This window comes from Hymenobacter sp. B81, assembly GCF_044628455.1.
Classification (GTDB): domain Bacteria; phylum Bacteroidota; class Bacteroidia; order Cytophagales; family Hymenobacteraceae; genus Solirubrum.
In genome coordinates, this window is sequence record NZ_JBIYZW010000003.1 from 709,463 (window position 1) to 731,289 (window position 21,827).

General features: G+C 68.5%; 18 protein-coding genes. 9 read left to right on the forward strand and 9 right to left on the reverse strand.

Annotated features, from left to right (window positions below; all coding sequences use genetic code 11):
- Nucleotides 1-86: 86 nt before the first annotated feature.
- The 3 genes from ACE191_RS19825 to ACE191_RS19835 all read left to right on the forward strand — a co-directional run bounded on the left by ACE191_RS19825 (nt 87) and on the right by ACE191_RS19835 (nt 4,001).
- Nucleotides 87-1,448 carry a sigma-54-dependent transcriptional regulator gene (locus ACE191_RS19825; protein ID WP_400193982.1) on the forward strand — a complete coding sequence of 454 codons (1,362 nt, stop codon included), beginning with the start codon at nt 87-89 and terminating at the stop codon, nt 1,446-1,448.
- The gene (locus tag ACE191_RS19830) at nt 1,438-2,769 is read left to right on the forward strand and encodes a sensor histidine kinase (RefSeq protein WP_400193983.1); all 1,332 of its coding nucleotides are present in this window, start codon (nt 1,438-1,440) and stop codon (nt 2,767-2,769) included. Before ACE191_RS19825 ends, ACE191_RS19830 begins: the two co-directional genes overlap by 11 nt.
- A 224-nt stretch (nt 2,770-2,993) precedes the next feature.
- Nucleotides 2,994-4,001 carry a transglutaminase-like domain-containing protein gene (locus tag ACE191_RS19835; protein WP_400193984.1) on the forward strand — a complete coding sequence of 336 codons (1,008 nt, stop codon included), beginning with the start codon at nt 2,994-2,996 and terminating at the stop codon, nt 3,999-4,001.
- A 267-nt stretch (nt 4,002-4,268) separates the two neighbouring features.
- Here ACE191_RS19835 and ACE191_RS19840 read toward each other — a convergent pair whose 3' ends face one another.
- On the reverse strand, nt 4,269-5,627 hold the full coding sequence (locus tag ACE191_RS19840) for a S41 family peptidase (RefSeq protein ID WP_400193985.1): 1,359 nt from the start codon (nt 5,625-5,627) through the stop codon (nt 4,269-4,271).
- 257 nt (nt 5,628-5,884) lie between these two features.
- Between ACE191_RS19840 and ACE191_RS19845 the strand changes: the two genes are divergently transcribed.
- Complete coding sequence (locus ACE191_RS19845) at nt 5,885-6,937, forward strand: sensor histidine kinase (protein WP_400193986.1); 1,053 nt, start codon at nt 5,885-5,887, stop codon at nt 6,935-6,937.
- Nucleotides 6,934-7,653, forward strand: coding sequence for a LytR/AlgR family response regulator transcription factor (locus tag ACE191_RS19850; RefSeq protein ID WP_400193987.1), 720 nt, complete (start codon nt 6,934-6,936; stop codon nt 7,651-7,653). Before ACE191_RS19845 ends, ACE191_RS19850 begins: the two co-directional genes overlap by 4 nt.
- Nucleotides 7,654-7,718: 65 nt before the next feature.
- Here ACE191_RS19850 and ACE191_RS19855 read toward each other — a convergent pair whose 3' ends face one another.
- Both ACE191_RS19855 and ACE191_RS19860 read right to left on the reverse strand, forming a co-directional pair.
- Entirely contained in the window at nt 7,719-8,114 is a 396-nt protein-coding gene (locus ACE191_RS19855; RefSeq protein WP_400193988.1) for a DUF983 domain-containing protein, read from the reverse strand.
- A 160-nt stretch (nt 8,115-8,274) separates the two neighbouring features.
- Nucleotides 8,275-9,153, reverse strand: coding sequence for an AraC family transcriptional regulator (locus tag ACE191_RS19860; RefSeq protein WP_400193989.1), 879 nt, complete (start codon nt 9,151-9,153; stop codon nt 8,275-8,277).
- 436 nt (nt 9,154-9,589) lie between these two features.
- On the opposite strand from ACE191_RS19860, the gene ACE191_RS19865 reads away from it, so the two are divergent.
- Nucleotides 9,590-11,746 (forward strand): FUSC family membrane protein, encoded by a 2,157-nt coding sequence (locus tag ACE191_RS19865; protein ID WP_400193990.1) that lies wholly within the window; start codon nt 9,590-9,592, stop codon nt 11,744-11,746.
- An 84-nt stretch (nt 11,747-11,830) separates the two neighbouring features.
- The gene (locus ACE191_RS19870; RefSeq protein ID WP_400193991.1) at nt 11,831-12,229 is read left to right on the forward strand and encodes a DUF3224 domain-containing protein; all 399 of its coding nucleotides are present in this window, start codon (nt 11,831-11,833) and stop codon (nt 12,227-12,229) included.
- Nucleotides 12,230-12,250: 21 nt separating this feature from the next.
- Here ACE191_RS19870 and ACE191_RS19875 read toward each other — a convergent pair whose 3' ends face one another.
- The 4 genes from ACE191_RS19875 to ACE191_RS19890 all read right to left on the reverse strand — a co-directional run bounded on the left by ACE191_RS19875 (nt 12,251) and on the right by ACE191_RS19890 (nt 17,379).
- On the reverse strand, nt 12,251-13,201 hold the full coding sequence (locus ACE191_RS19875; protein WP_400193992.1) for an aldo/keto reductase: 951 nt from the start codon (nt 13,199-13,201) through the stop codon (nt 12,251-12,253).
- 93 nt (nt 13,202-13,294) lie between these two features.
- A complete protein-coding gene (locus ACE191_RS19880) occupies nt 13,295-14,212 on the reverse strand; it encodes a sensor histidine kinase (RefSeq protein ID WP_400193993.1) in 918 nt (305 codons plus the stop codon).
- A 3-nt stretch (nt 14,213-14,215) separates the two neighbouring features.
- Nucleotides 14,216-14,893 (reverse strand): response regulator transcription factor, encoded by a 678-nt coding sequence (locus tag ACE191_RS19885; RefSeq protein WP_400193994.1) that lies wholly within the window; start codon nt 14,891-14,893, stop codon nt 14,216-14,218.
- Nucleotides 14,894-15,003: 110 nt separating this feature from the next.
- Nucleotides 15,004-17,379 (reverse strand): SulP family inorganic anion transporter, encoded by a 2,376-nt coding sequence (locus tag ACE191_RS19890; protein WP_400193995.1) that lies wholly within the window; start codon nt 17,377-17,379, stop codon nt 15,004-15,006.
- A gap of 320 nt (nt 17,380-17,699) precedes the next feature.
- Here ACE191_RS19890 and ACE191_RS19895 point away from each other — a divergent pair, with 320 nt between their 5' ends.
- The gene (locus ACE191_RS19895) at nt 17,700-19,283 is read left to right on the forward strand and encodes an amidohydrolase family protein (protein ID WP_400193996.1); all 1,584 of its coding nucleotides are present in this window, start codon (nt 17,700-17,702) and stop codon (nt 19,281-19,283) included.
- Between the two features lie 30 nt (nt 19,284-19,313).
- Here the strand turns inward: ACE191_RS19895 and ACE191_RS19900 are convergent, their stop codons facing one another.
- The gene (locus ACE191_RS19900; protein WP_400193997.1) at nt 19,314-20,762 is read right to left on the reverse strand and encodes an alpha-amylase family glycosyl hydrolase; all 1,449 of its coding nucleotides are present in this window, start codon (nt 20,760-20,762) and stop codon (nt 19,314-19,316) included.
- A 66-nt stretch (nt 20,763-20,828) separates the two neighbouring features.
- Between ACE191_RS19900 and ACE191_RS19905 the strand changes: the two genes are divergently transcribed.
- On the forward strand, nt 20,829-21,356 hold the full coding sequence (locus ACE191_RS19905) for a GNAT family N-acetyltransferase (RefSeq protein WP_400193998.1): 528 nt from the start codon (nt 20,829-20,831) through the stop codon (nt 21,354-21,356).
- A gap of 12 nt (nt 21,357-21,368) precedes the next feature.
- On the opposite strand, the gene ACE191_RS19910 is transcribed toward ACE191_RS19905, so the two are convergent.
- Nucleotides 21,369-21,824: a hypothetical protein gene (locus tag ACE191_RS19910; RefSeq protein WP_400193999.1), complete on the reverse strand. Its 456-nt coding sequence runs from the start codon at nt 21,822-21,824 to the stop codon at nt 21,369-21,371.
- Nucleotides 21,825-21,827: the final 3 nt, after the last annotated feature.

The following is a 21,827-nucleotide window of genomic DNA, read 5'->3' on the forward strand; positions in this document are numbered from 1 at the left end:
TAACGGCTGGCCGGCAGGGTCGCTGCCGGACCCGTTGCCGGTTGATAATCAGCGGCCAGTATTCCACCCGGTACGCTATTTCCGCCATGAACCTTCGCTCCGCTGCCGTGCTGGTGCTCGACGACGACCCCGACATCCTGACGGCGGTGCGCCTGCTGCTCAAAACCCAGGTGCGCGAGGTGGTGGTGGAGCGGCGGCCCGAGGCCCTGCCCAGCCTGCTGGCGGCCCGCGCGTTCGACGTGATTCTGCTGGACATGAACTACCACAGCGCCGTGAACACCGGCAACGAGGGCTTCTTCTGGCTGCGGCGCATCAAGGAGCTGGGTTCCCGGGCCGCCGTTATCATGATTACCGCCTATGCCGACATCGAGCTGGCCGTGCGCGCCCTCAAGGAAGGCGCGGCCGACTTCGTGGTGAAGCCCTGGCACAACGACAAGCTGCTGGCCACCCTGCAGGAGGCCCTGCGCCCCGTGGGCGCGGAAGCGGCCAGGCCCGGCGCCGCCACGCCCGCCCGGGCCGCCGGAATGCCCGATTTGCTGGGCTCGTCGGCGGCCATGCAGCAGATTTTCCGCACCATCGCCAAAGTAGCCCCCACCGATGCCAACGTGCTGGTGCTGGGCGAAAACGGCACCGGCAAGGAGCTGGTGGCCCAGGCCGTGCACCGGGCCTCGCAGCGCGCCGCCGGCCCCTTCGTGAAAGTCGACGCCGGCGCCCTGACCGAGACCTTGTTCGAGAGCGAGCTGTTCGGCCACCGCAAGGGCGCCTTCACCGACGCGCGCGAAGACCGCGCCGGCCGCTTCGAGGCGGCCCACGGCGGTACCCTGTTCCTCGACGAAATCGGCAACCTGGGCCTGGCCCAGCAGGCCAAGCTGCTCACGGCCCTGCAAAGCCGCCAAGTCACGCGCCTGGGCTCCAACCAGCCCATTCCGGTCGACATCCGGCTGATCTGCGCCACCAACGTGCCGCTGAGCGAGCTGGCCGACGAGCGGCGCTTCCGCAAGGACCTGCTCTACCGCATCAACACCGTGGAGCTGCTGGTGCCGCCGCTGCGCCAGCGCCCGGCCGACGTTGCGCTGCTGGCCCGGCACTACGCGGCGCAGTACGCGGCCAAGTACCGCCGGCCCGAGCCCACGCTGAGCGCGGCCGCGCTGCGCAAGCTCGAGCAGTACGCCTTTCCCGGCAACGTGCGCGAGCTGCAGTACCTCATCGAGCGGGCCGTTATCATGGCCGAAACCCCCGAGCTGCGGGCCGAGGACCTGCTGTTCTCGCAGCTCGAGCCCGCCGCGGCCGCCCCCGAAGCTGCCGACAACCTGACCTTGAGCGCGGTGGAGCGCAACGCCATTCTGCGCGTCATCGAAAAGCACGGCGGCAACATCACCCGGGCCGCCCAGGAGCTTGGTCTCACGCGCACGGCCCTGTACCGCCGCCTCAACAAGCATGCGCTCTAACTACGCCCGGCGGGTGCTGGCGGCGGTGCTGGGGCTGGCCGCCGCCCTGGGCGCGGCGGCCTGGCTGGCGGCCCGCGGCCACGGCGCCTGGTCGCTGCTGCCGCTGCCCGTGGCGCTGGCTGCCGGGCGCTACCTCTACCAAGCCCACGTGGCGGCGCAGCAGGAGCTGGCGCAGTTTGCCGCCGCCATCCGCTACCGCGACTTTTCGCGCCAGTACCGCCAGCCGCCGCGCCCCGAGCTGCGGGAGCTGTTCGGCCACTTCCAGGAAATCAGCGCGGCCTTCCGCGACATCAGCCGGGAAAAGGAAACCCAGTACCAGCACCTGCAAAACATCCTGGAGCTGGTCAACACCGGCATTCTGTCCTACGAGCCGGCCACCGGCGCGGTGTGGTGGCTGAACGGCGCCCTGAAGGAGCTGCTGCGCCTGCCGCACCTGAAAAACATTGGCGGGCTGGCCCGGCGCTACCCCGCATTGGCCGCGCAGCTGGCCGAGCTGCGCCCCGGCCCGCCGCTGGTGGCCTCGGTGGCGGTGGGCCCCGACGTGCTGCGCCTGCTGCTGGCCGCCACCGTGTTTCAAACCGAGGGGCGCCGCTACAAGCTGGTGGCCGTGCAGAGCGTAGGGGAGGCCCTCGACGAAACCGAGGCCGACGCCTGGCAGAAGCTGCTGCGCGTGCTCACCCACGAAATCATGAACTCGGTGGCCCCCATCGCCTCGCTGGCCGAAACCCTGCAGCAGCGCCTGCACGCCGCCCCCGCGCTGCCCGATGCCGACCTGCGCGAAGACCTGGAGCTGGGCATCGAAACCATCAAGCGCCGCAGCGACGGGCTGCTGCAGTTTGCCACCACCTACCGCAGCCTGAGCAAGATTGCCGCCCCCAACCTGCAGACCCTGCCGGTGTACGAGCTGTTTGAGGCCGTGCACCAGCTGCTACTCCCCCGCCTGCGCGAAAAAGCCGTGGCCCTCGAGCAGGTGCTGCCCGACCCCACCCTGACCCTGCGCGCCGACCGCGTACTGCTCGAGCAGGTGCTCATCAACCTGGTGCTTAACGCCGTGGACGCCGTGGCCGGGCAGCCCGCACCGGTCATCACCCTCACGGCCGCGGCGGGCAGCCCGGGGCGCATCAGCCTGAGCGTGGCCGACAACGGGGCGGGCATGGAGGCGGAAGTGATTGAGCAGGTGTTCGTGCCGTTTTTTACCACCAAGAAGAACGGCAGCGGTATTGGCCTGAGCTTGTGCAAGCAGATTATGCTTTTGCACAAGGGCAGCATTCAGCTGCGCTCGGCTCCGGCAGTGGGCACCGTGGTGACGCTGCACTTCTAGCGGCAAATCCGGCGGCGCGGGATGGGGCCGTAAGGCAATCGGGCCGAGCGCGGCACTTTCCGGGCGCAGGTTTGTTGCTGAGGGCCGGTGGCCGCCGACCACGGCGGGCCGGGTGCTTACCTTTGCCCACTGCTTCGTGGCCCCGTGGCTGCGGGCTTTACTTTGCCTTTTCTTCCTTGCTGATTTCCCGTTTGCGGCGGGCGGGCCGTCTGCGGCCGGCTGCCTTGTTCCTCCTGATACTGTTGCCCATGCTGGCTGCCACGCCGTCACCGGTCGATTCGCGGGGGCCGCGGGTGCGCCGCTTTGCCTTCGAGTACCAGACCACCGTGCCCGCGCTGCCGGCCACCGCCCGCGAGCTGGACGTGTGGCTGCCCGTGCCCCACGCAGACCCCTCGCAGGACATTGCCGGCCTCGAAATCGACTCGCCGCACCCCTACGAGCTGCTGGCCGCGCCCCACGGCAACCGCGTGCTGCACCTGAAGGTGCGCGCCCCGCAGCCCCGGGCCTTTACCGTAACCATGCGCTTTGCAGTAGCCCGCCGCGAGCACCTGAACCCGGCCGCGCAGCCCGGCCAGACGGCTAAGCCGCCAGCCCAACCCGAGGCGGCGGCCGACCCCGACATGGCCCGCTGGCTGGCTGCCGACGGCCTGGTGCCCCTCGACGACAGCATCCGGCACTGGGCCGGGCAGGTGGCCGCCCAGGCTGGTGCCCGCACCCCCCTCGAGCGGGCCCGCGCCATCTACAACCACGTGGTGGCCACCGTGCAGTACGACAAGAGCGGGCAGGGCTGGGGCCGCGGCGACATCTACTACGCCTGCGACGAGCGCCGCGGCAACTGCACCGACTTCCACGCCCTGTTCATCGGCTATTGCCGGGCGCTGGGCATTCCGGCGCGCTTCAGCATCGGCTTTCCGCTGCCGCCCGAGCGCGGGCAGGGCGAGGTGAAGGGCTACCACTGCTGGGCCGAGTTCTACACCCCCGCCACCGGCTGGGTGCCCATCGACGCCTCGGAGGCCGCCAAGAACCCCGACCGCCGCGAGTACTTCTTCGGCGCCCACGACGAAAACCGGGTGGAGTTCACCCGCGGCCGTGACCTGCTGCTGGCTCCGCGCCAGCAGGGCGCCGCGCTCAATTACTTCATTTATCCCTACGCCGAGCTCGACGGCCAGCCCTTCGAGGGCCTGCGCAACCAGTTCCGCTACCGCGACGACGCACCGGCCCGCCGCGACTAGCGCAACTCCCGAGGGGCCGGGCGTGTAGGCGCGCCCGGGCAGCCTGCTGCACCGCCGACCCGCCCTCCTGGGAAGGGCCCGGGTCCGCCCGCTTTCCTAATAAGGAGCTTAAACAAAGTGTAGGTAGCTTTTATAACTACCTGGCAGGCGGGATAAATGCTTTGGGTGCGGGCCGCTGGGTATACCCGCGTCTTCCGGGGCGTATGGGCCGGCTGTCTGAGTATCACCCGCGGACCCGTGGCCCAAAAGGGGGCGGCGCCGGGGCAGTCAGCGGGCCTGGCGCGGGAGCCGAACGCGGCTGCCGTCTTTCCGCAGCTGCGTCAGGGCCGTTACGGTGCCGCTGGCGTCCGCCTCAAACTCCAGACGCAGCTCTTCATCGGCCACGAAGGTGTGGGCATTCAAGGGCACCAGCTCTACGGGGTAGCCGCGGTCGAGCCGGAACAGGCGGCCGTGCTCGGCAACGATCTGCTCGGCTCCGAACCGCCCCGCGTAGCGCGCGGCCGCGGCCGGGTCGAGCGGGGCGGGGCGGTGCTGCGCCCGGGCCGTTTCCAGGTCCCAGGCCAGCTGTTGCCGGGCTTCGGCTGAGGGAGCTTGCTCCAGCAGGCACCGCAGGGCTTCGAGGTGGGCGGTTTCCAGCGCCTGCGCGGCTGGTACGGGAAGATCGGGCGGCACGCCCACGCCTTCCCAGTTGGCTTTGGTTACCGCGTTTTCGACGTGGGCAAAGGGAATGCGCAGCATCAGCCGCTCGTTGACCGGCTCACCGCCCACCGGGTTGGCCCCGCCGCGGGTGGTTTCGCCCACCGTAACGCCGCGCTTGAGGGCTTTCAGCTCGTAGGCTACCGCCTCGGCCGCCGAAAACGTGCGGGAGCTGGTGAGCACGTACACGGCCGCCTGCTGCAGCTTGCGCGGCAGCTGCAGCAGCGTATCGGCGCGCAGCTGGCCGCTGGCCGAGTCGAGCTTCACGCGCCGCAGCCGGGCCTGCACGGGCTGGCTGTACTCGCGCTCCACGTAGCCGCGGCTCACGATGTTGTTCAGGTGCACCGGCGCGGGGAAAAAGTAGCCCAGCAGCAAGTCTTTGAGCAGGCTGCCGCCGCCGTGCCGGCGAAAATCCAGAATAACCGCGTCGCAGCCGCTTAGGTACGTCATGGCCCCAATTACCTGGTGCGCGGCCACGCTTTCGTCGGGAAACGCGCGCACCTCCAGGTAGCCCACGTTGCCGGGCAGCACCTCGACGCGGTAGAACCCCTTGACGTTGATGCCCGTGGACGGCGAAGCGGCCGCCGCGGGGCGGGGCGAGCGTACCCGCCAGCCCACGTGCTGATCGGGGCACACCGTGCGCATGTCGGCCGTGAGTCGGGTGGCCAGCTCGTGGATGTCGGTAATGGCGTCGTAGCGGCCCTTGCGCAGGTTGGCCCGCAGCAGCTGGCTGGTTTTGCGCGCCACGGCGGGGTGAATGTAGGCGCGCTCAAACAGGTCGGCGCCGCGCTGCACCGCGTCGCGCACAAATGCCTGGTCGATGGGGGCTTCATTGCTGCGAATGCCCTGGGCCAGGCCGGGAAATGCCGCCCACAAAAGCAGCAGCAGGACAGCGTGCCGGCCGCGGAAAGGAGGAAGAAAGAAACGCATGGCTAGCGGGTGGAATGATGACAACCCAAACCAACCCCAACAACCGGTGCCGGCCAACGCCCGCCCACCAACGGCCCGGATTTGTGGCCCAACGGCCGTGAGCCCGGACAAACCGGCGGCAAAGCGGCCGGGCGCCGCTCGTCCTCGTTTCGGGGCCGTTCGTCCCCGGGCGGCCCGGGAGCTGAGAGGCCGTTGTACTTTCGTTGAGGAGCCGCGCCGGCACCACCGCCCGCCATTCCCGCCCTAAGTTTCCGCGCATGCCCCGCCCCCGCCCAACCTGGAACCGTGAACCGTGGTGGCACCTGCTGGCCTGGCTGGTGGGCTACCTGGCGGCCAGCCTCGATTTAATTCGCGGCGGGCAGGTGTACCGGCTGGCGGCCGAAACGCTCTGGCTGCCCAACGCCGCGTGGACGCTGGCCAACGCGGCGCTGTTCTACGCCAACACCCTCTGGCTGATGCCGCGGCGCCTGCGCACCGGGGGCTGGTGGGCCTATCTGCCGGGGCTGCTGCTCGCGCTGCTGGTCGGGTCGCTGCTGGAGGTGTACTCGGTGTACGCTTTCCACGACTGGTACGGCCTGCGGCCGCCGCGCCGGTTCTGGTTTGCCCTGCACCAGGAAATGGTGCACAACCTGATCATCGTATTCCTGGCCTTCACCTACCGCTACGTGCAGGAGCTGGTGGAGCGCCGGCGCACCGAGCACGAGCGGGCCCAGCAGCAGCTCACGGCCGAGCTGCAGTTTCTCAAGGCCCAGGTAAACCCGCATTTTCTGTTCAACACGCTCAACAACATCTTTGCCCAGGCCCGACAGGAGCAGGCCCCGCTCACGGCCCGCAGCGTGGCCAAGCTGGCCCACATGATGCGCTACCAGCTCTACGAGAGCAACGTGCCGCTGGTGGAGGCCGAGCGGGAGCTGCAATACATCCGCGACTTCATTGAGCTGCAGCAGATGCGCTTTGCCGCCGACCAGGCCGTGCGCATTTGCGTCGACGAAGCCGGGCCCCTGCACGGGGTGCAGCTGCCGCCCATGCTGCTGCTGCCCTTCGTGGAAAATGCCTTCAAGCACGGCGTGAGTTTGCGCCAGCCCTCGTTTATCGAGATTCAGCTCGGCACCGCGCAGCCCGGGCAACTGCAGTTCCGGGTGCGCAACAGCGTGGCCCCCCGGGCGCACGAGGCGCTGCCCACCGCCGGGGGCATCGGGCTGGAAAACGTACGCCGCCGCCTGCAGCTGCTTTACCCCGGCCGGCACGAGCTGCGGGTAGAGGCCGCGCCCGACAGCTTTACCATTGGCCTTACCCTAAACCTGGCATGAACCCTCCGCTTACGTGCATTGCCATCGACGACGAGCCCCTGGCCCTGGCGGTGCTGCGCGACTACGCCCGCCTTACGCCCGCCCTGCACCTGGCCGGCACCTTTCAGGATGCCATTCTGGCCCTGACCTACCTGCAAACCCAGCCCGTCGACCTGCTCTTTCTGGACGTGAACATGCCCGACCTCTCCGGTCTGCAGCTGCTCAAAGCCCTGCGGCACCCGCCGCTGGTGGTGTTTACCACGGCCTACTCCGAGTACGCCGTCAAGAGCTACGACTTCGACGCCGTGGATTACCTGCTCAAGCCCATTGAGTTCGACCGGTTCCTGCGCGCCGTGCACAAGGCCACCGACGCCGCGGCCCGCCCGGCCGGCGTTGCGGCGCCGCCGGTCGGGCCGGAGCCCGGGCCGGATTTCGTGCTGCTCAAAAGCGGGCCGCAGCTCGTGCGCCTGCGCCTGGCGGAAATCCTGTACGTGGAGGCCGACCGCAACTACTGCACGTTTGTGACGCCCACGCGCAAGGTGTCGGTGCTGATGCCCCTGCAGGAAGCCGGTGCGCTGCTGCCCGCCACCCGCTTCGTGCGGGTGCACAAGTCCTTTATCGTGGCCCTGCCGCAGGTACAGCTCATCGAGCGTCACCAGGTGCAGGTGGGAACGGCCATCGTGCCCGTGGGCAAGGCTTATTGGGAGCAGCTTTTCCGGGCCGCCCAAGGAAGTTAGCCCGTCTGCGGGTTGCTGGGGCCGGTTTCGCCCGTCTGCGGGTAGAGGGCGAGTGGGCCACTGGCTTAGGGCCGCGGCAGGCCGGCGCGGTTGGGCTCGTAGCGCACGCCGCCGAAGAGGTAGAGCATCAGGGCGCGGGAGTAGCGCAGCACCAGCGGGGTGGTGATGAGGGCCGCGAGGCCTACCGTGACCACGTAGGCCCACAGGGGCGGGTCGCCGGCCAGGTAGTAAAGCAGCACGCCCGATATGGCGAAGATAGCCACCGTGAAGCCGTAGCTCACGAACATGGCACCCCAGTAAAAGCCGGGCTCGGGCTCGTAGGCCTGCTCGCACACCGGGCAGTGCTTGGGCATCTCGGCAAACTTGGTGCTGAAGGCGGCGTGGGAAAACAGCGGGCCTTCGTGGCAGCGCGGGCAGCGCAGCGCCAGCAAAGCCAAAGCCGAAGAGTCGATGCGGGACATGGCAAAAAAGCTTGGAAGTGAAAGCGGCGGCCGGGGCTTGGTTATACGCAGCCGGCCGGCCGGGTTCCTGAGGCCGGGCTTGCGCCCGGAAGAACACGCGGCAAAATTACGGCCTGCGCCCCGCGCGCGGCAGCCCGATTCCGGGTACTTGCAGGACAAATCAGGGCTGCTGGCGGAAGGCCTCGGGTGTGAGGCCGGCGTACTTGCGGAAGTAGCGCGTGAAGTAGGAGGCGTCGTCGAAGCCCAGCTCGTAGGCCACCTGCGCCACCGACAGCGAGGAGTGCCGCAGCAGGCGCCGGGCTTCCGTCACCACCCGCTCGTGAATGAGGGCGCTGGCGGTTTGGTTGAGCACCCGGCGGCACACCGCGTTCAGGTGGTCGGGGGTAATGTGCAGCAGCGCGGCGTAGTCCTGCACCGTGCGCTTGCGGCGGTAGTGCTGGTTGAGCAACGCCCCGAAGGCGCGCACCTGCCGGGGCGCGGGCTGCGCGGCCGCCGGGCTGGCCGGGTAGGCCCGGGCCGCCAGCTCCAGGCACAGGTAGAGGTAGCTGCGCACCACCTCGGCCTGGTTGGGCTGGCCGCGCCGCGGCTCGGCGTAGAGCTGGCCCAGCAGTCCGCCCAGCGTGGCGGCATCGAGGCCGGTGGCGGGGTCTACTTCGCTCAGGTACAGCACGGGCGGGTGCTCGGGGGCGAAAAACGGGTACTCGTAGAGGCGCGGACCGGGGTAGCGGAACAGGAAGAACTCGGCGTCGAAAAACACCACGTAGCCGCGGGTGCCGGGGGCCAGCTCCCAGTGGTGCACCTGCCCCGGCGCCAGAAAAAACAGGCTGTCGGGCCGCAGCGCGTAGCTCACCAGGTCGATGGTGTGGGTGCCACCGCCCTGCTCCACGTACAGCAGTAGGTAAAAGGCGTGGGCGTGGGCCTCGTTCACGTGCGGAAACCGCTGCACGTGGGTTTCCAGCCGCTCGACGTAGTAGGGCTGCCGGGCCGCGGGCGAGGGAAACTGATCGAGGGCCAGCACCGGCGGCGCAGCAGCTTTCATGGGCGAAGGAAAAGGGGCAGGGCCGCAAAATACGCAGGCTGCCGGGGCCGGTAGCACCTGCTGCGGCGGAGAGCAGGCGGCCGGTAGCGTCCGGGCGCAGGGCCGATGCTGTATACTATTCGGGCTGACACGTGTAAATAGTATACAGGAGCTTGTAGACTTTCAAGCGGGCTGAATGCGAAAAGTATACAGGTGCTGTAGACTTTCGGTCGAGCTGAACGCGAAAAGTCTACAGGTGCCGGCCGCATGAGCGCGGGCCTGTTCCCGCTGGGCCGGACTCATGGCTGGCCGCCGGGCCAACGGCCCGCGCTGCGGGCCGTATCAGCCCCACCGCCGCCCGGGCGCGGCTTTTTACCCCAAACGCCTTCGCTTCGCCGCGCCGTGGCTTACTTGCCGCCCAAACGCGGTGAAGCGCCCGCGTACCCCGTTACCGCCGATGAATCCGCATTCCCGCCGCCTGCAGTACTTCTTCTTCGGTCAGAACTTCGCCGACGGCCTGCGCACCACCGTGGTGGCGCTGGTGCCGGCCCTGGTGCTGCTGTACCTGGGCCAGGCCGAGGCCGGCTTCGTGGTGGCGCTGGGCGCCATCTGCGTGAGCGTAACCGATTTGCCCGGGCCGCTGCGGCACCGGCGCGCGGGCATGGCCGTGTGCGTGGCCTTTCTGCTGCTGGTGGCCTTGGTCACCGGCTTCGCGCGGCTGAATCCCTACGTGATGGGCGCCGAGGTGCTGGCCTTCAGCTTTTTGTTTACCATGCTCTCGGTGTACGGCGCCCGCGCCGGGGCCGTGGGCGCGGCGGCCCTGCTGGTGATGCTGCTGATGATGGACCAGCCCTTGACGGCCCCCCAGGTGCTGCGCTACGCCGGCCTGGTGACGCTGGGCGGACTGTGGTACCTGGGCGCGAGTTTACTGGCCACCCGGCTGCAGCCCTACCGCCCCGCCCAGCGCGCGTTGGGAGAGTGCATTCACGCCGTGGCCGAGTTTCTGCGCGTGAAAGCCGCCTTCTACCAGTCGGGCACCGACCTCGACGCGGCCTACCGCAACCTGCTGGCTCAGCAGGTGGTCGTCAACGAAAAGCAGGACGCGGTGCGGCAGATTTTGTTCAAAAGCCGGCAGCTGGTGGAAGAAACCACCGGCGTGGGCCGAGCGCTGGTGTTTGCCTTCGTCGAGACGGTGGACCTCTACGAGCACATCACCGCCATTTACTACGACTACCAGTCGCTGCGGGCGCGCTTTGCCGCCACGGGCATCCTCAGCGACGTGGCCGCGCTGGTGCTGCGCATGGCCGCCGAGCTCGACGGCATCGGGCTGGCCGTGCACGCCAACCGCCGCTACGTGCGCCCCACGTTCGACCTCTCGGCCGAGCTGGAGCACCTGCGCACGCGCATCGACGCGCTGGCCGAGCAGCAGCCCGGCACCAGCACCATCGTGCTCAAAAAGGTGCTCATCAACCTGCGCAACATGCAGCAGGAAATTCAGGCCCTGCTCTCGTACTTCGACCCAGCCTCGCCCACCTACCAGCAAAGCACCGACCAGCTGGAGTACTCGCGGTTCGTGTCGCGCCAGAACCTCTCGCTGCAGTTGCTGCTCGACAACCTCTCGCCCGACTCGTCAGTGTTCCGCCACTCGGTGCGCATGGGGCTGGCCTGCCTGTTCGGCTTTGGGGTGGCCAAGTTCGTGACCCTGGGCGGGCACAGCTACTGGATTGTGATGACCATTGCCTTCATGCTCAAGCCCGGCTTCAGCCTCACCAAAGAGCGCAACATTCAGCGCCTACTGGGCACGCTGGGCGGCGGGGCCATCGGGGTGCTCATCCTGACGCTGGTGGAAGACCCCCAGGCCCGCTTCGGGCTGATGGTGCTGCTGATGGTGGGCGCCTTCAGCTTTCAGCGCACCCACTACGTGGTGTCGGTGGTGCTGATGACGCCCTACGTACTCATTCTGTTTAGCCTGCTGGGCCTGGGCTTTATGAGTTTGCTGCAGGAGCGCGTCATCGATACGCTCATCGGCTGTGCCATTGCCCTGGCCGCCGGCTACCTGCTGTTTCCCATGTGGGAGTCGGAGCAGCTGCGCACCTACATGCGCGACGTGGTGCGGGCCAACCTCAACTACCTGCAGCAGCTGGCCGATACCCTGGCCGGCCGGCCCCGGCAGCTGACCGCTTACAAGCTGGCCCGCAAGGAGGTGTACGTGAGCTCGGCCAACCTGGCGGCGGCCTTCCAGCGCATGCTTTCCGAGCCCAAGAGCAAGCGCCGCAACAGCGAGGAAATCCAGCAGTTCGTGGTGCTCAACCACATTCTGTCGGCCAACATTGCCACGCTCACGGCCGCCGTGGCCGCCGCCCGGCCCGCCGTCCGCCCGCCCGAGCTGCTGCGCCCGGTGCAGCAGTCCCTTACTGCCCTAACCGCCAGCCTGCAGCAATTGGGCGGAACCCCCGAGCCGCCCGAGCCCGCCCCGGCGGCGAACCCGGGCACGGCTCTGCCCGCCCACGAGCAGCAGTTGCTGGCCGAGCAGCTGCGCTTCATTTGCACCGTGAGCCAGGATATCGGCAAGGTTACCGCCAGCATTACCCCTGAGCCGGTCAAGCAGGAATAGTTTATTGCTATTTGTTTTAGTAAAAGCTAGCTTGAAATTTAGCAAATGCTACCTTTGCCCGGTAGCCACCAACCGATTACCGCCATGAACACGCGCGCTACTGGCCTGCTGGAACTGGAGAGCTGGAACGAGGAGTCCTGCTCCGAAGCGGACGGCCAAACCACCCTGGCGCGGGCCCGCGTCACTCAGACGCTGTCCGGCGACATCGAAGGGGAAAGCCAACTGGAGGTACTGCTGTTTTACCACGCCGACGGCACGGCCAGCTCGGTGGGGCTCGAGCACGTGGTGGGCCGGGTGGGCAACCGCGCCGGCAGCTTCATTCTCGAGCACAGCGGCACCCTCGAAGACGGCGTGGCCAAGGCCAACTTCTCGGTGGTGCCCGGCTCGGGCACCCACGACCTCGACGGCCTGCGCGGCCGCGGCTGGTTTGTGCGCCCCCGCGGGCAGCGCGGCTCCCTCACCCTCGACTACCACTTCGACTAACGGGCGCCGGTCGGCCCGCTGTTAGCTGCTGGCCTGGTTGAGTTCCTGCATATCGGCCTCGCTCAGCGCCAGTTGCAGCGCGGGCAGCAGCTCCTGTACCTGAGCGGCGCTGGTGGCGCTGGCAATAGGCGCGGTCAGGCCGGGGCGGGCCATAATCCAGGCCAACGCCACCTGGGCCGGCGTGGCTCGGTGGCGCTGGGCCACGGCATCGACGGCGGCCAGAATGCGCAGGCCCTTTTCGTTGAGGTATTTCTGACCCACGCCGCCGCCCCGGGGGCTTTTCTGCAAATCGGCGGCCGAGCGATACTTGCCCGTGAGGAAGCCCGCAGCCAGGCCGTAGTAGGGAATAACGCCCAGGCCGTGCTGCCGGCACAGGGGCAGCAGATGCTGCTCGAAGTCGGCGCGGTCGTAGAGGTTGTAGAGCGGTTGCAGGCTTTCGTAGCGCGGCAGGCCCTGCTGCTCGCTGGCCTGCAGGGCCTGGCTCAGCCGCTCGGCCGAGAAGTTGCTGGCCCCGATGGCGCGCACCTTGCCTTCCCGGATCAGCTGGGCGTAGGCTTCGAGCGGCTCTTCCACCGGCACCGTGGGGTCGTCCTTGTGCGACTGGTACAGGTCGATATAATCGGTTTGCAGGCGGCGCAGCGAACCTTCCACGGTGCGCAGGATGTGGGCCTTCGACAGGCCCTTCTGGTCGGGCGCCACTTCCCAGCCCACCTTGGTGGCCAGCACCAGGTCGTCGCGGCGGCCGTGCTGCCGGAGCCACTTGCCGATGATGGTTTCCGACTCGGTGCCCTGGTGGCCCGGCACCCAAACCGAGTAGCCGTGGGCTGTGTCGAGGGCATTGCCGCCGCCGGCCACGAAGGCGTCGAGCACCCGGAAGGAAGTGGCTTCGTCGATGGTCCAGCCAAACACGTTGGTGCCCAGCACCAGCGGAGTAATGCGCAGGCCCGAGCGGCCCAGTTCACGGTGTTGCATACGAGCAGGAAATAAGCGGGCCGACCGGAAAAACGCAAGCAGCGGTTGGCCCGAAAGCTTGCATACCGCCCGGCGGCCCCGCGGGTTTCCGGGCTACGCCGCCAGCGGCAGCTGCAGGCGGGCCACCGTGCCGCGCCGGGGCGTCGACAGCACCCGCAGGGTGCCGCCGTGCAGCTCGGCCACGCGCCGGGCCAAAGCCAGTCCGATGCCGTTGCCGGGCACCTGCCGGGCGTTGTCGCCGCGGAAAAACGGTTCGAAGATGCGCGGCAGGTCGGCTGGGGTAATTCCGGCGCCGTGGTCGCGAAACTCCAGCGCGGCCTGTCCCTCGCTCAGCCCCAGCCACGCGTGCACCCGGCGCTCGGGCGAAAACTTGCAGCCGTTGTCGAGCAGCTGCAGGCAGGCCTGCGCCAGCAGGTCGGGGTCGCCGGCCACCACCAGCGGGCCGCTCAGCTCGTCGAGCCGTGGGTCGAACTCGAACTGCACCTGGTAGCCGGGGCGGCGGGCTTTCAGCTGCACAATGGCCTGGTACACCACTTCGTCGAGGGCCACGGGCTGGGGGCGGGCGCCGGGGCAGTCGGCGGTGAGCTGCACCAGGGCCAGCAGGTCGTTGGCTAGCTGGTTGAGGCGGGCAATGTCCTGCAGCACCGACTGCCAGGTTTGCTCGTGCTCGGCCACGCTGCGGGGCCGGATGAGCGTCACCTCGATCTGGCCGGTGATGCTGGTCAGGGGCGTACGCAGCTTGTGGGAGGCCTGCGTCACGAAGCTGCGCTGGCTTTCCATGGCCTGCTGCAGGCGGGCCAGCAGGTCGTTGAGGGCATTGGTCAGCGCCGCCAGCTCGCCCGCGGGCACGGGCAGGCGGCGCTCCAGCGCGGCCCCGGTGAGGCCGGCCAGCTGCCGGGTAAGCCGGGCCAGCTGGCGGCCGGTCCGCTGCCGCCGGCGGGCGGCCAGTCCCCAGGCCGCGCCCGCCCCGAGCAGCAGCCCGAGCGCCAACCCCAGCAGCAGCTCACTCATGGGCTAGGCCTCGCGGTTCTGAAAGATGTAGCCGATGCCGTTGAGGGTGTGAATCAGCTTGGGCGAGAAGTCGTGGTCGATTTTCTTGCGCAGGTAGTTCACGTACACGTCCACCACGTTGGTGCCGGTATCGAACGACAAGTCCCAGACCTTGCCCACGATTTCCTGGCGGGTGAGGGCGCGGCCCTGGTTTTGCATGAAGTATTCGAGCAAGGCCAGCTCGCGGGCCGTCAGGTGAATGGCCCGGTCGCCGCGCTTTACCAGCTTGCTGTTGCTGTTGAGCTCCAGGTCGGCCACCTTCAGCACGCTTTCTTCGGTGAGGGTGTAGCGGCGCTGCAGGGCGCGCAGCCGGGCCAGCAGCTCCTCGAAGGCAAAGGGCTTAACCAGGTAGTCGTCGGCGCCGGCGTCGAAGCCCTTGAGTTTGTGGTCGGTGGAGGCCATGGCCGTGAGCATGAGCACGGGCAGCCGTTCGTGGCGCTGGCGGATATAGCGGCACAACTCAAAGCCGCTCATCTCGGGCAGGTTCACGTCGAGAATCACGGTGCTGTAGTCGCCGGCGGCCAGCAGGCGCTGGGCCAGGGTGGCGTCGAGGGCCACGGCCGCCTCGATGCCGTAGTCTTCCAGGCCGTTTTTCAGGAAGGAAGCCACTTTCAACTCGTCTTCAACTATCAAAACCTTCATCACGCAGGGGCAAAATGGGCGAGTGGGTAACGGGGCGGACTGCGGGGAAAAGGGGAGGGAGCGAAGGAACAGGGTAACCGCGAAACGCGGCCAGGGTTTTGGGCGGGCGGCTACGGCACGCCCAGCGGGGCGTCGGCGTCGAGGGGCGGAATGGCAATGATGGGGCCGCGCTCGGTGCTGACGGAGTAGATGGAGGGCGCCTGGTAGAGCTGGCCGGGCAGGCGGCGCAGGCCCTCGGGCATCACCTGGTAGCGGAAAATGGTGTCGTACTCGGCAAAGTCGCGGCGCACATCCACTTCCAGGTCGCGCATGATGCCGTTGTGCACGTCGTACACCCAGCCGTGCAGGTGCAGGGGCTGCTGGCGCTGGTAGGCCTGCTGCACGGTGTCGGTGCGGTGCAGGTTGAACACCTGCTCGATGACGTTGAGCTCGACCAGGCGGCGGTAGCGCTGCTCCTCGGTTTCCAGCTCGTCGAGCTCGGTTTGGTGGCGCTGCAGCAGGCGGCGCACGGTTTCCAGCCAATCGGCCACGGCGCCCGCGTCGGTGTTTTGCATGGCGGCCTTCACGCCCCGGCAGCCGTAGTGCCCGCACACGATGATGTGCTGAATCTGGAGCACGTCGACGGTGTACTGCAGCACGGCCATCAAATTCAGGTCGGTGCTCACCACCAGATTGGCCACGTTGCGGTGCACAAACACCTCGCCCGGGGCCGTGCCCGTCATTTCGCTGATGGACACGTGCTGATCGGAGCAGCCGATGAACAGGAAGCGCGGCGTCTGGCGGGCGGCGTCCTGGAAGTAGCGCGGGTTGCGGCGCAGCTTTTCGGCCACCCAGTTGCGGTTGTTCTCAAACAGCTTGTAGTAGGCCTCGAAGTCGGCTTCCTTGCCGCTCACCTGGGGCTGACTGGCCAGGTGCTGGGCGTAGTCGTCGCCCTTGCGCAGAAACACCAGCCGGATGTTGCGCTGGCGGGCCGTTTCGCGGAAGTTTTCGATGGCGCTGAGCACGTCGCGGTCGATGTAGGCCGAGCTGGTCGCGTCGATTTCCACGGTAGTGTCGGCGGGCAAATCCTTGAGCACGGTCAGGATGCTGGCCTTGTTTAGAAACGAGACGTGCTCCCCCAGGCTGATGCGCAGGTGCTCCTGGCCCTGCACGGTGTACTGCTGGAAGAAGTGGGCGTTGCGGTAGGTTTCGCGCAGCACGAAGAACAAGCCCGTGCCGGCCCCCACGGCAATGCCCAGCAGCAGGTCGGTGAGCAGAATGGCCACGATGGTGACCAGGAAGGGCACGAACTCGGTGAGGCCGGCCTGGTAGTGCTGGCGGAAGATGCTCACGCGGGCCAGCTTGTAGCCCGTCACCAGCAGCACCGCCGCCAGGGCGGCCCAGGGCATCAGGTTGAGCAGGCGCGGAAACAGCACCACGCTCAGCAGCAGGAAGCCGCCGTGCAGCAGCGCCGCCAGCCGGGTGCGCCCGCCGGCGTTGATGCTCACCGAGCTGCGCACGATAACCGAGGTGAGGGGCAGGCCGCCGAGCAAGCCGCTGACGAGGTTGCCCGCGCCCTGGGCCTTCAGCTCGCGGTTGGTGGGCGTCTTGCGCTTGAGCGGGTCCAGCTCGTCGGTGGCCTCTACGGCTAGCAGGGCTTCCAGGCTGGCCACCAGCGCAATGGCCGCTGCAGACCAGTACACCTGCTGGTTGGTGAGCTGCGAAAAGTCGGGGAGGGTAAACAAACCGGCAAACTCGCCCAGGCTCTGGGGCACGGGCAGCTGCACCAGGTGCGTGCCGCCGAGGGCGTAGCCGGGAGAAAAGGCCCGCACCGCTTCGTTTACCGCCACGCCCAGCACAATGGCCACCAGCGCCCCCGGCACCTTCGACCAGCGGGCGTGGCTTTTCACGAAGTCCTGCTCCCAGAGCACCAGCACCGCCAGACTCAGCGCGGCAATAGCCAGGGCCGTGGGCTGCAGCTCGCGCACGGCGTGGGTGAGCAGCCCTTGCAGGTCGCCGCCGTTCCAGGGAAACAAAGCCAGCGACTCGGCCGCGTCGGCGTCGTAGCCCAGCAGGTGGGGCAGCTGCTTCAGAATGAGAATGATGCCGATGGCCGCCAGCATGCCCTTGATGACCGACGAGGGAAAGAAGTTGCTGATGGTGCCGGCCCGCAGCAAGCCCAGCCCTACCTGCAGCAGCCCCGCCACGCACACGGCCAGCTGCAGCGCCTGAAACGAGCCCAGCGCCTCCAGGGCGCTGACGACCACCAGAATCAACCCGGCCTCGGGGCCCGAGATGCTCACGGCCGAGCGGCTGAGCACGCCCACCACCAGCCCGCCCACGATGCCGGCAATGATGCCCGAAAACAGCGGCGCGCCCGAGGCCAGGGCAATACCCAGACACAGCGGCACCGCTACCAGAAACGAGACTAGCCCGCCGCGCAAATCGTTTTTGAAGTAAGCCAGCGTCCACGAAGACGAGGGAGTGGGTTGGGCAGCGGTGTTCATAGGCAGCACATCAAGGGCATGGGGGTAGCGGCCCGGCCCACGGGCCAAGCAGTCACCGATAAGCGGAAAAGAAGTTGGCCCGCGGGCAAAGCCGAAAAGCAGCGTTGAGCCGGCGGGCTCGGCCCCCAAGCCCGAACGGGAGGGGGCAGGTGATTCTTCGCTACAAAGGTAGAATCGAGGCTTTTAGGATAAATTAAAGGCGGATTATAATGCTATTAGAAGTCGATTAAGACCGGATTAGAAAACGATTAGAACCCGGCGCGGCCGGGCCTGCCCGCGCCGGCTGCCTATCTTTCCGCTCCCTCGCTTAAGCTTTTGGTATGCGTTACCTCTTCGCGCTGCTGCTCTGGTGCATAGCCACCGCGGCCGCGGCCCAGCCCACCCGCGCTTCTCTGCTGATTCGCAACGGCCGGGTGCTCGACGGCACCGGCAACGGCTGGTACTACGCCGACGTGGCCGTGGCCGCGGGCCGCATCGTGGCCGTGGGCCAGCTGCCCGCCAGCTACCCCGCCGACTCGGTGCTCGACGCGCGGGGACTGGTGGTGGCCCCGGGCTTCATCGACGTGCACACCCACATCGAAGACGACGAAGTGCGCCAGCCCACGGCCGACAACTTCCTGCACGACGGCGTGACCACGGTCATCACGGGCAACTGCGGCTCGTCGCGCCCCGACCTGCGGCGCTACTTCCGGCAGCTCGACAGCCTGCGCTTGTCGGTGAACGTGGCCTCGCTCATCGGGCACGGCACCGTGCGCAAGGCCGTGCTGGGGCGCGCCCGCCGCGCCCCCACCGAGGCCGAGCTGCAGCGCATGGAAGCCCTGGTCGACAGCGCCATGCAGGCCGGCGCGCTGGGCCTCTCGTCGGGACTGATCTACGTGCCCGGCACCTACTCGCGCACGCCCGAGCTGGTGCGCCTGGCCGGGGTGGCGGGCTGCTACCGCGGCCTCTATGCCACCCACATGCGCAGCGAGAGTGACAGCATCGACGCGGCCATTGCTGAGGCCCTGCGGGTGGGCCGCGAGGCCGGCGTGCCGGTGCAGATTTCCCACCTCAAGCTGGGCGGCCAGCCCAACTGGGGCCGCGTGGCACCGGTGCTGGCCCAGATCGAGGCCGCCCGCCGCGCCGGCCAGCCGGTCACCATCGACCAGTATCCCTACACGGCCAGCTCCACCAGCATGAGTACCCTGCTGCCCGACGACGTGCAGGCCGACGGCCGCGACTCGCTGCGCGCCCGCCTGGCCCGGCCGGCGGTGCGCGCGGCCGTGGAAGCGGCCCTGCTGCGCCGCCTGCGGGCCCGGGGCCTGCGCCACTTCAGCTACGCCGTGGTGGCCAGCTTTCCGCCCGATACCAGCCTGCAGGGTTTGAGCCTGGAGCAGGTAAACCGCCGCCGGGGCCGGCCCCACCGCGCCCGCGCCGAAGCCGCCACCATCCTCGACCTGGTGCTGCAGTACGACGCGGGCATGGTGTTTCACGGGCTGAGCGAGCTGGACGTGCAGCAGATCATGAGCTACCCGCACAACATGGTGGCCTCCGACGCCAGCATCCGGGTGTGGCGCGAGGGCGTGCCGCACCCGCGCGGCTACGGCTCCAATGCCCGGGTGCTGGGCCGCTACGTGCGCGAGCTGGGCGTCATCCGCCTCGAGGAAGCCGTGCGCCGCATGACCTCCCTGCCCGCCCAGACCTTCGGCCTCGCCGACCGCGGCCTGCTGCGCCCCGGCCTGGCTGCCGACATCGTGGTGTTCGACCCCGCCACGGTGCAGGACCGCTCCACCTTCGAGCGGCCGCACCAGTACTCGGTGGGAATGCACTACGTGCTGGTGAATGGCCGCCTCACGGTGCGCGCCGGGCAGCACACCGGCGTGCGGGCCGGGCAGGTACTCTACGGCGCGGGCCGGCAGCATTAGCAGCGGCCCCTGGCGGGTTGGCCGGGCGGGCTAGTTGGCGCCGACGGGGCGCAGCTCGAGCACGCGGTAGCCGTGGGGCTCCACGGGCAGCACAGCGCCTGGCGCAAGGGAGTAAGCCTGGTCGGCAAATACGTCGTGGTACTGGCCGGCCCAGCCGGCGGGCAGGGCTACTTCCTGCAGCTCGGCGCCCAGGTTCACGGCCACCAGCACCCGCGCCGGGCCCTGACTGCGGCCGAAGGCGTAGGTGCTGGCCGGGGAGGGCAGCCGCTCAAACCGGGCGCAGGCGTCGCCGTTGCGCAGGGCCGGGCTGCGCTTTTTGAGCTGCAGCAGGCTGGTGTAGAAGCCCTGCAGCGGGTAGCCGTTCCAGCTGATGGGGTCTTTGTCGAAGAAGGCCAGGCGCTTTTTCAGGCCGGCTTCCTGGCCGCTGTATACCATGGGAATGCCGGGCAGCGTGGCCGCCAGCACGGCCATCGGCAGGGCGTTGGCCCCCAGCCGCTCGTACTCGGTGCCGGCCCAGGTGTTCACGTCGTGCGAGGAAGTGAAGTTCATCAGCAGGGTGCCGGCCGGGTACCGGCGGCGCTCGGCGGCCTGGTAAGCGTCGAGGGCGGCGGGGGGCTGCTGGCCGCGGGCCACGCTGTCGAGCAGGTAGTGCAGGCGCAGGGCGTAGGTGGCATCGAAGGCTTGTTCCAGCAGGCCGGTGCGGGGGTCGAATTCACCGGGCTTGAGGAAGGGCGGGTCGTGCAGCTCGTCCCACTCGGCCAGCATAAACACGGGCTTGATTTTCTCCAGCTCCCGGCGGGTGTCGTTCCAGAAGGCCGTGGGCACCAGCCCGGCCACGTCGCAGCGGAAGCCGTCCACGTCGGCCTCGCGCACCCAGTAGGCCATGCTCTCGGTCATGTAGCGGCGCAGCTCGGGGCGCTCGAAGTTCAGATCCACCACGTCCTGCCAGTCGGCCACCGGCGGCACCAGCCGGCCGCGGGCGTCGCGGGTAAACCAGTCGGGGTGCTGCTGCACCAGCGGGTTGTCCCAGCTGGTGTGGTTGGCCACCCAGTCCAGAATCACGCGCATGTCGCGCTTGTGGGCTTCCTGCACCAGGTGGCGCAAATCGTCGAGGGTGCCCATTTCCGGGTTTACGGCGCGGTAGTCCTGCACCGAGTAGTAGCTGCCGAGGCGGCCCTTGCGCTTTTCGCGGCCGATGGGGTGCACCGGCATCAGCCACAGAATGCCCACGCCCATGCTGTCGAGCCGGGGTAGGTGGCGCTCGAAGGCGCGGAAGGTGCCCTCGGGGGTGTACTGACGAATGTTGACTTCGTAGAGGCTGGCGCCGGCCACCCAGCCCGGGTGCCGCAGGGTGTAGGGGGCGGGCCGGGGCGGGCATTCCGGGGCCGCCGCGGCCGATTCAGCCTCCGGCGAGCGGGACTGACAGGCGGCCAGCCCGAGCAGCGCGCCGGCCAGTAAAAAAGTATTCCACCGATTCATGCTGAAACTTACGGCTTTTCGGCAGGCAGACCCGTACCCCCAGGGCCGCACCTTCTTTTCCTTGCCATGCTTGCCCAACTTATCCACACCCCGCGCCTGCGCCTCGTAGCCGCTACGCCCACTTCCCTGCAGACTGAGCTGGATCAACCCAACGGCCTGGGCGAGTACCTGCGCGCCGCGCTGCCCGCCGACTGGCCCCCCGACTACCACGACCGAGCGGCCGTGGAGCTGCAGCTGCAGCTAATGCTTGACGGGGGCGCCGCCGCGGCCGGCTGGTTTAGCTGGTACGTGCTCTACGGCAGCGTGGCGCCCGAGCTGGTGGGCTGCGGCGGCTACGGCGGTCCGCCCGACGCGGCGGGCAACGTGGAAGTCAGCTGCTCGGTAACGGCCGGCTGGCGGCGGCAGGGCTTCGCCACCGAAGTGCTGCGGGCCCTGCTGGCCCGCGTGTCGGCGCACCCGCCGGTGCAGCGCATTGTGGCCCGTCCGGCACCCGACTGCCCCGCCTCGCTGGGCGTGCTGCGCCGCTGCGGATTTCAGCTGATTGAACCCGATACCCAACCCGACCAGCGCCTGTTTGCCTATTCCGAGCACTGATTGCGGGGCGCCTCAGGGCGCGTCGCGCAGGTGTTTTTTACTAAGCTCGTAGCCCACGATGGCTGGCACGTAGAACGTCACGTCGGCCAGCAGCTTGGCCAGCAGCAGCCCCCCGCTCAGGCTGCCCAGCCACAGCGGCAGGTAGTACATGAGCGCGGGGCGGATGAGCAGGCTGTCGGCCAGCTCGGCCACGCCGAACTCCACGGCCAGGGCGCGCACGTTGCGCCCCAGCGCCGCCGCGGTGTAGCGCTGCCCCAGGGCGCGGCGCCGGCGGCGGGTCTGCACCACGTCGGTGAGCAGAATGCAGCCAAAGTAGGCCACGTTGCCGCCCCAGGTGCCGGCCAGCGCCGTGCTCACGCGGTTGCCGGTGGCCCAGTAGGCCAGCCCCGCGCAGCCCAGCGTGGCCAGCACCGACAGAATTTCGGCCGGCAAATAGCGCCGCAGCCATTCAAGGGCCTTTTGCTTCATGGC

What these genes read in the sequence shown, in the direction of transcription:
- ACE191_RS19825 (WP_400193982.1), top strand. Translation starts at nt 87, where the DNA reads ATGAACCTTCGCTCCGCTGCCGTGCTGGTGCTCGACGACGACCCCGAC.
- ACE191_RS19830 (WP_400193983.1), top strand. Translation starts at nt 1,438, where the DNA reads ATGCGCTCTAACTACGCCCGGCGGGTGCTGGCGGCGGTGCTGGGGCTG.
- ACE191_RS19840 (WP_400193985.1), bottom strand. Translation starts at nt 5,627, where the DNA reads ATGCGTTTCTTTCTTCCTCCTTTCCGCGGCCGGCACGCTGTCCTGCTG.
- ACE191_RS19845 (WP_400193986.1), top strand. Translation starts at nt 5,885, where the DNA reads ATGCCCCGCCCCCGCCCAACCTGGAACCGTGAACCGTGGTGGCACCTG.
- ACE191_RS19850 (WP_400193987.1), top strand. Translation starts at nt 6,934, where the DNA reads ATGAACCCTCCGCTTACGTGCATTGCCATCGACGACGAGCCCCTGGCC.
- ACE191_RS19855 (WP_400193988.1), bottom strand. Translation starts at nt 8,114, where the DNA reads ATGTCCCGCATCGACTCTTCGGCTTTGGCTTTGCTGGCGCTGCGCTGC.
- ACE191_RS19860 (WP_400193989.1), bottom strand. Translation starts at nt 9,153, where the DNA reads ATGAAAGCTGCTGCGCCGCCGGTGCTGGCCCTCGATCAGTTTCCCTCG.
- ACE191_RS19865 (WP_400193990.1), top strand. Translation starts at nt 9,590, where the DNA reads ATGAATCCGCATTCCCGCCGCCTGCAGTACTTCTTCTTCGGTCAGAAC.
- ACE191_RS19870 (WP_400193991.1), top strand. Translation starts at nt 11,831, where the DNA reads ATGAACACGCGCGCTACTGGCCTGCTGGAACTGGAGAGCTGGAACGAG.
- ACE191_RS19875 (WP_400193992.1), bottom strand. Translation starts at nt 13,201, where the DNA reads ATGCAACACCGTGAACTGGGCCGCTCGGGCCTGCGCATTACTCCGCTG.
- ACE191_RS19880 (WP_400193993.1), bottom strand. Translation starts at nt 14,212, where the DNA reads ATGAGTGAGCTGCTGCTGGGGTTGGCGCTCGGGCTGCTGCTCGGGGCG.
- ACE191_RS19885 (WP_400193994.1), bottom strand. Translation starts at nt 14,893, where the DNA reads ATGAAGGTTTTGATAGTTGAAGACGAGTTGAAAGTGGCTTCCTTCCTG.
- ACE191_RS19890 (WP_400193995.1), bottom strand. Translation starts at nt 17,379, where the DNA reads ATGAACACCGCTGCCCAACCCACTCCCTCGTCTTCGTGGACGCTGGCT.
- ACE191_RS19895 (WP_400193996.1), top strand. Translation starts at nt 17,700, where the DNA reads ATGCGTTACCTCTTCGCGCTGCTGCTCTGGTGCATAGCCACCGCGGCC.
- ACE191_RS19900 (WP_400193997.1), bottom strand. Translation starts at nt 20,762, where the DNA reads ATGAATCGGTGGAATACTTTTTTACTGGCCGGCGCGCTGCTCGGGCTG.
- ACE191_RS19905 (WP_400193998.1), top strand. Translation starts at nt 20,829, where the DNA reads ATGCTTGCCCAACTTATCCACACCCCGCGCCTGCGCCTCGTAGCCGCT.
- ACE191_RS19910 (WP_400193999.1), bottom strand. Translation starts at nt 21,824, where the DNA reads ATGAAGCAAAAGGCCCTTGAATGGCTGCGGCGCTATTTGCCGGCCGAA.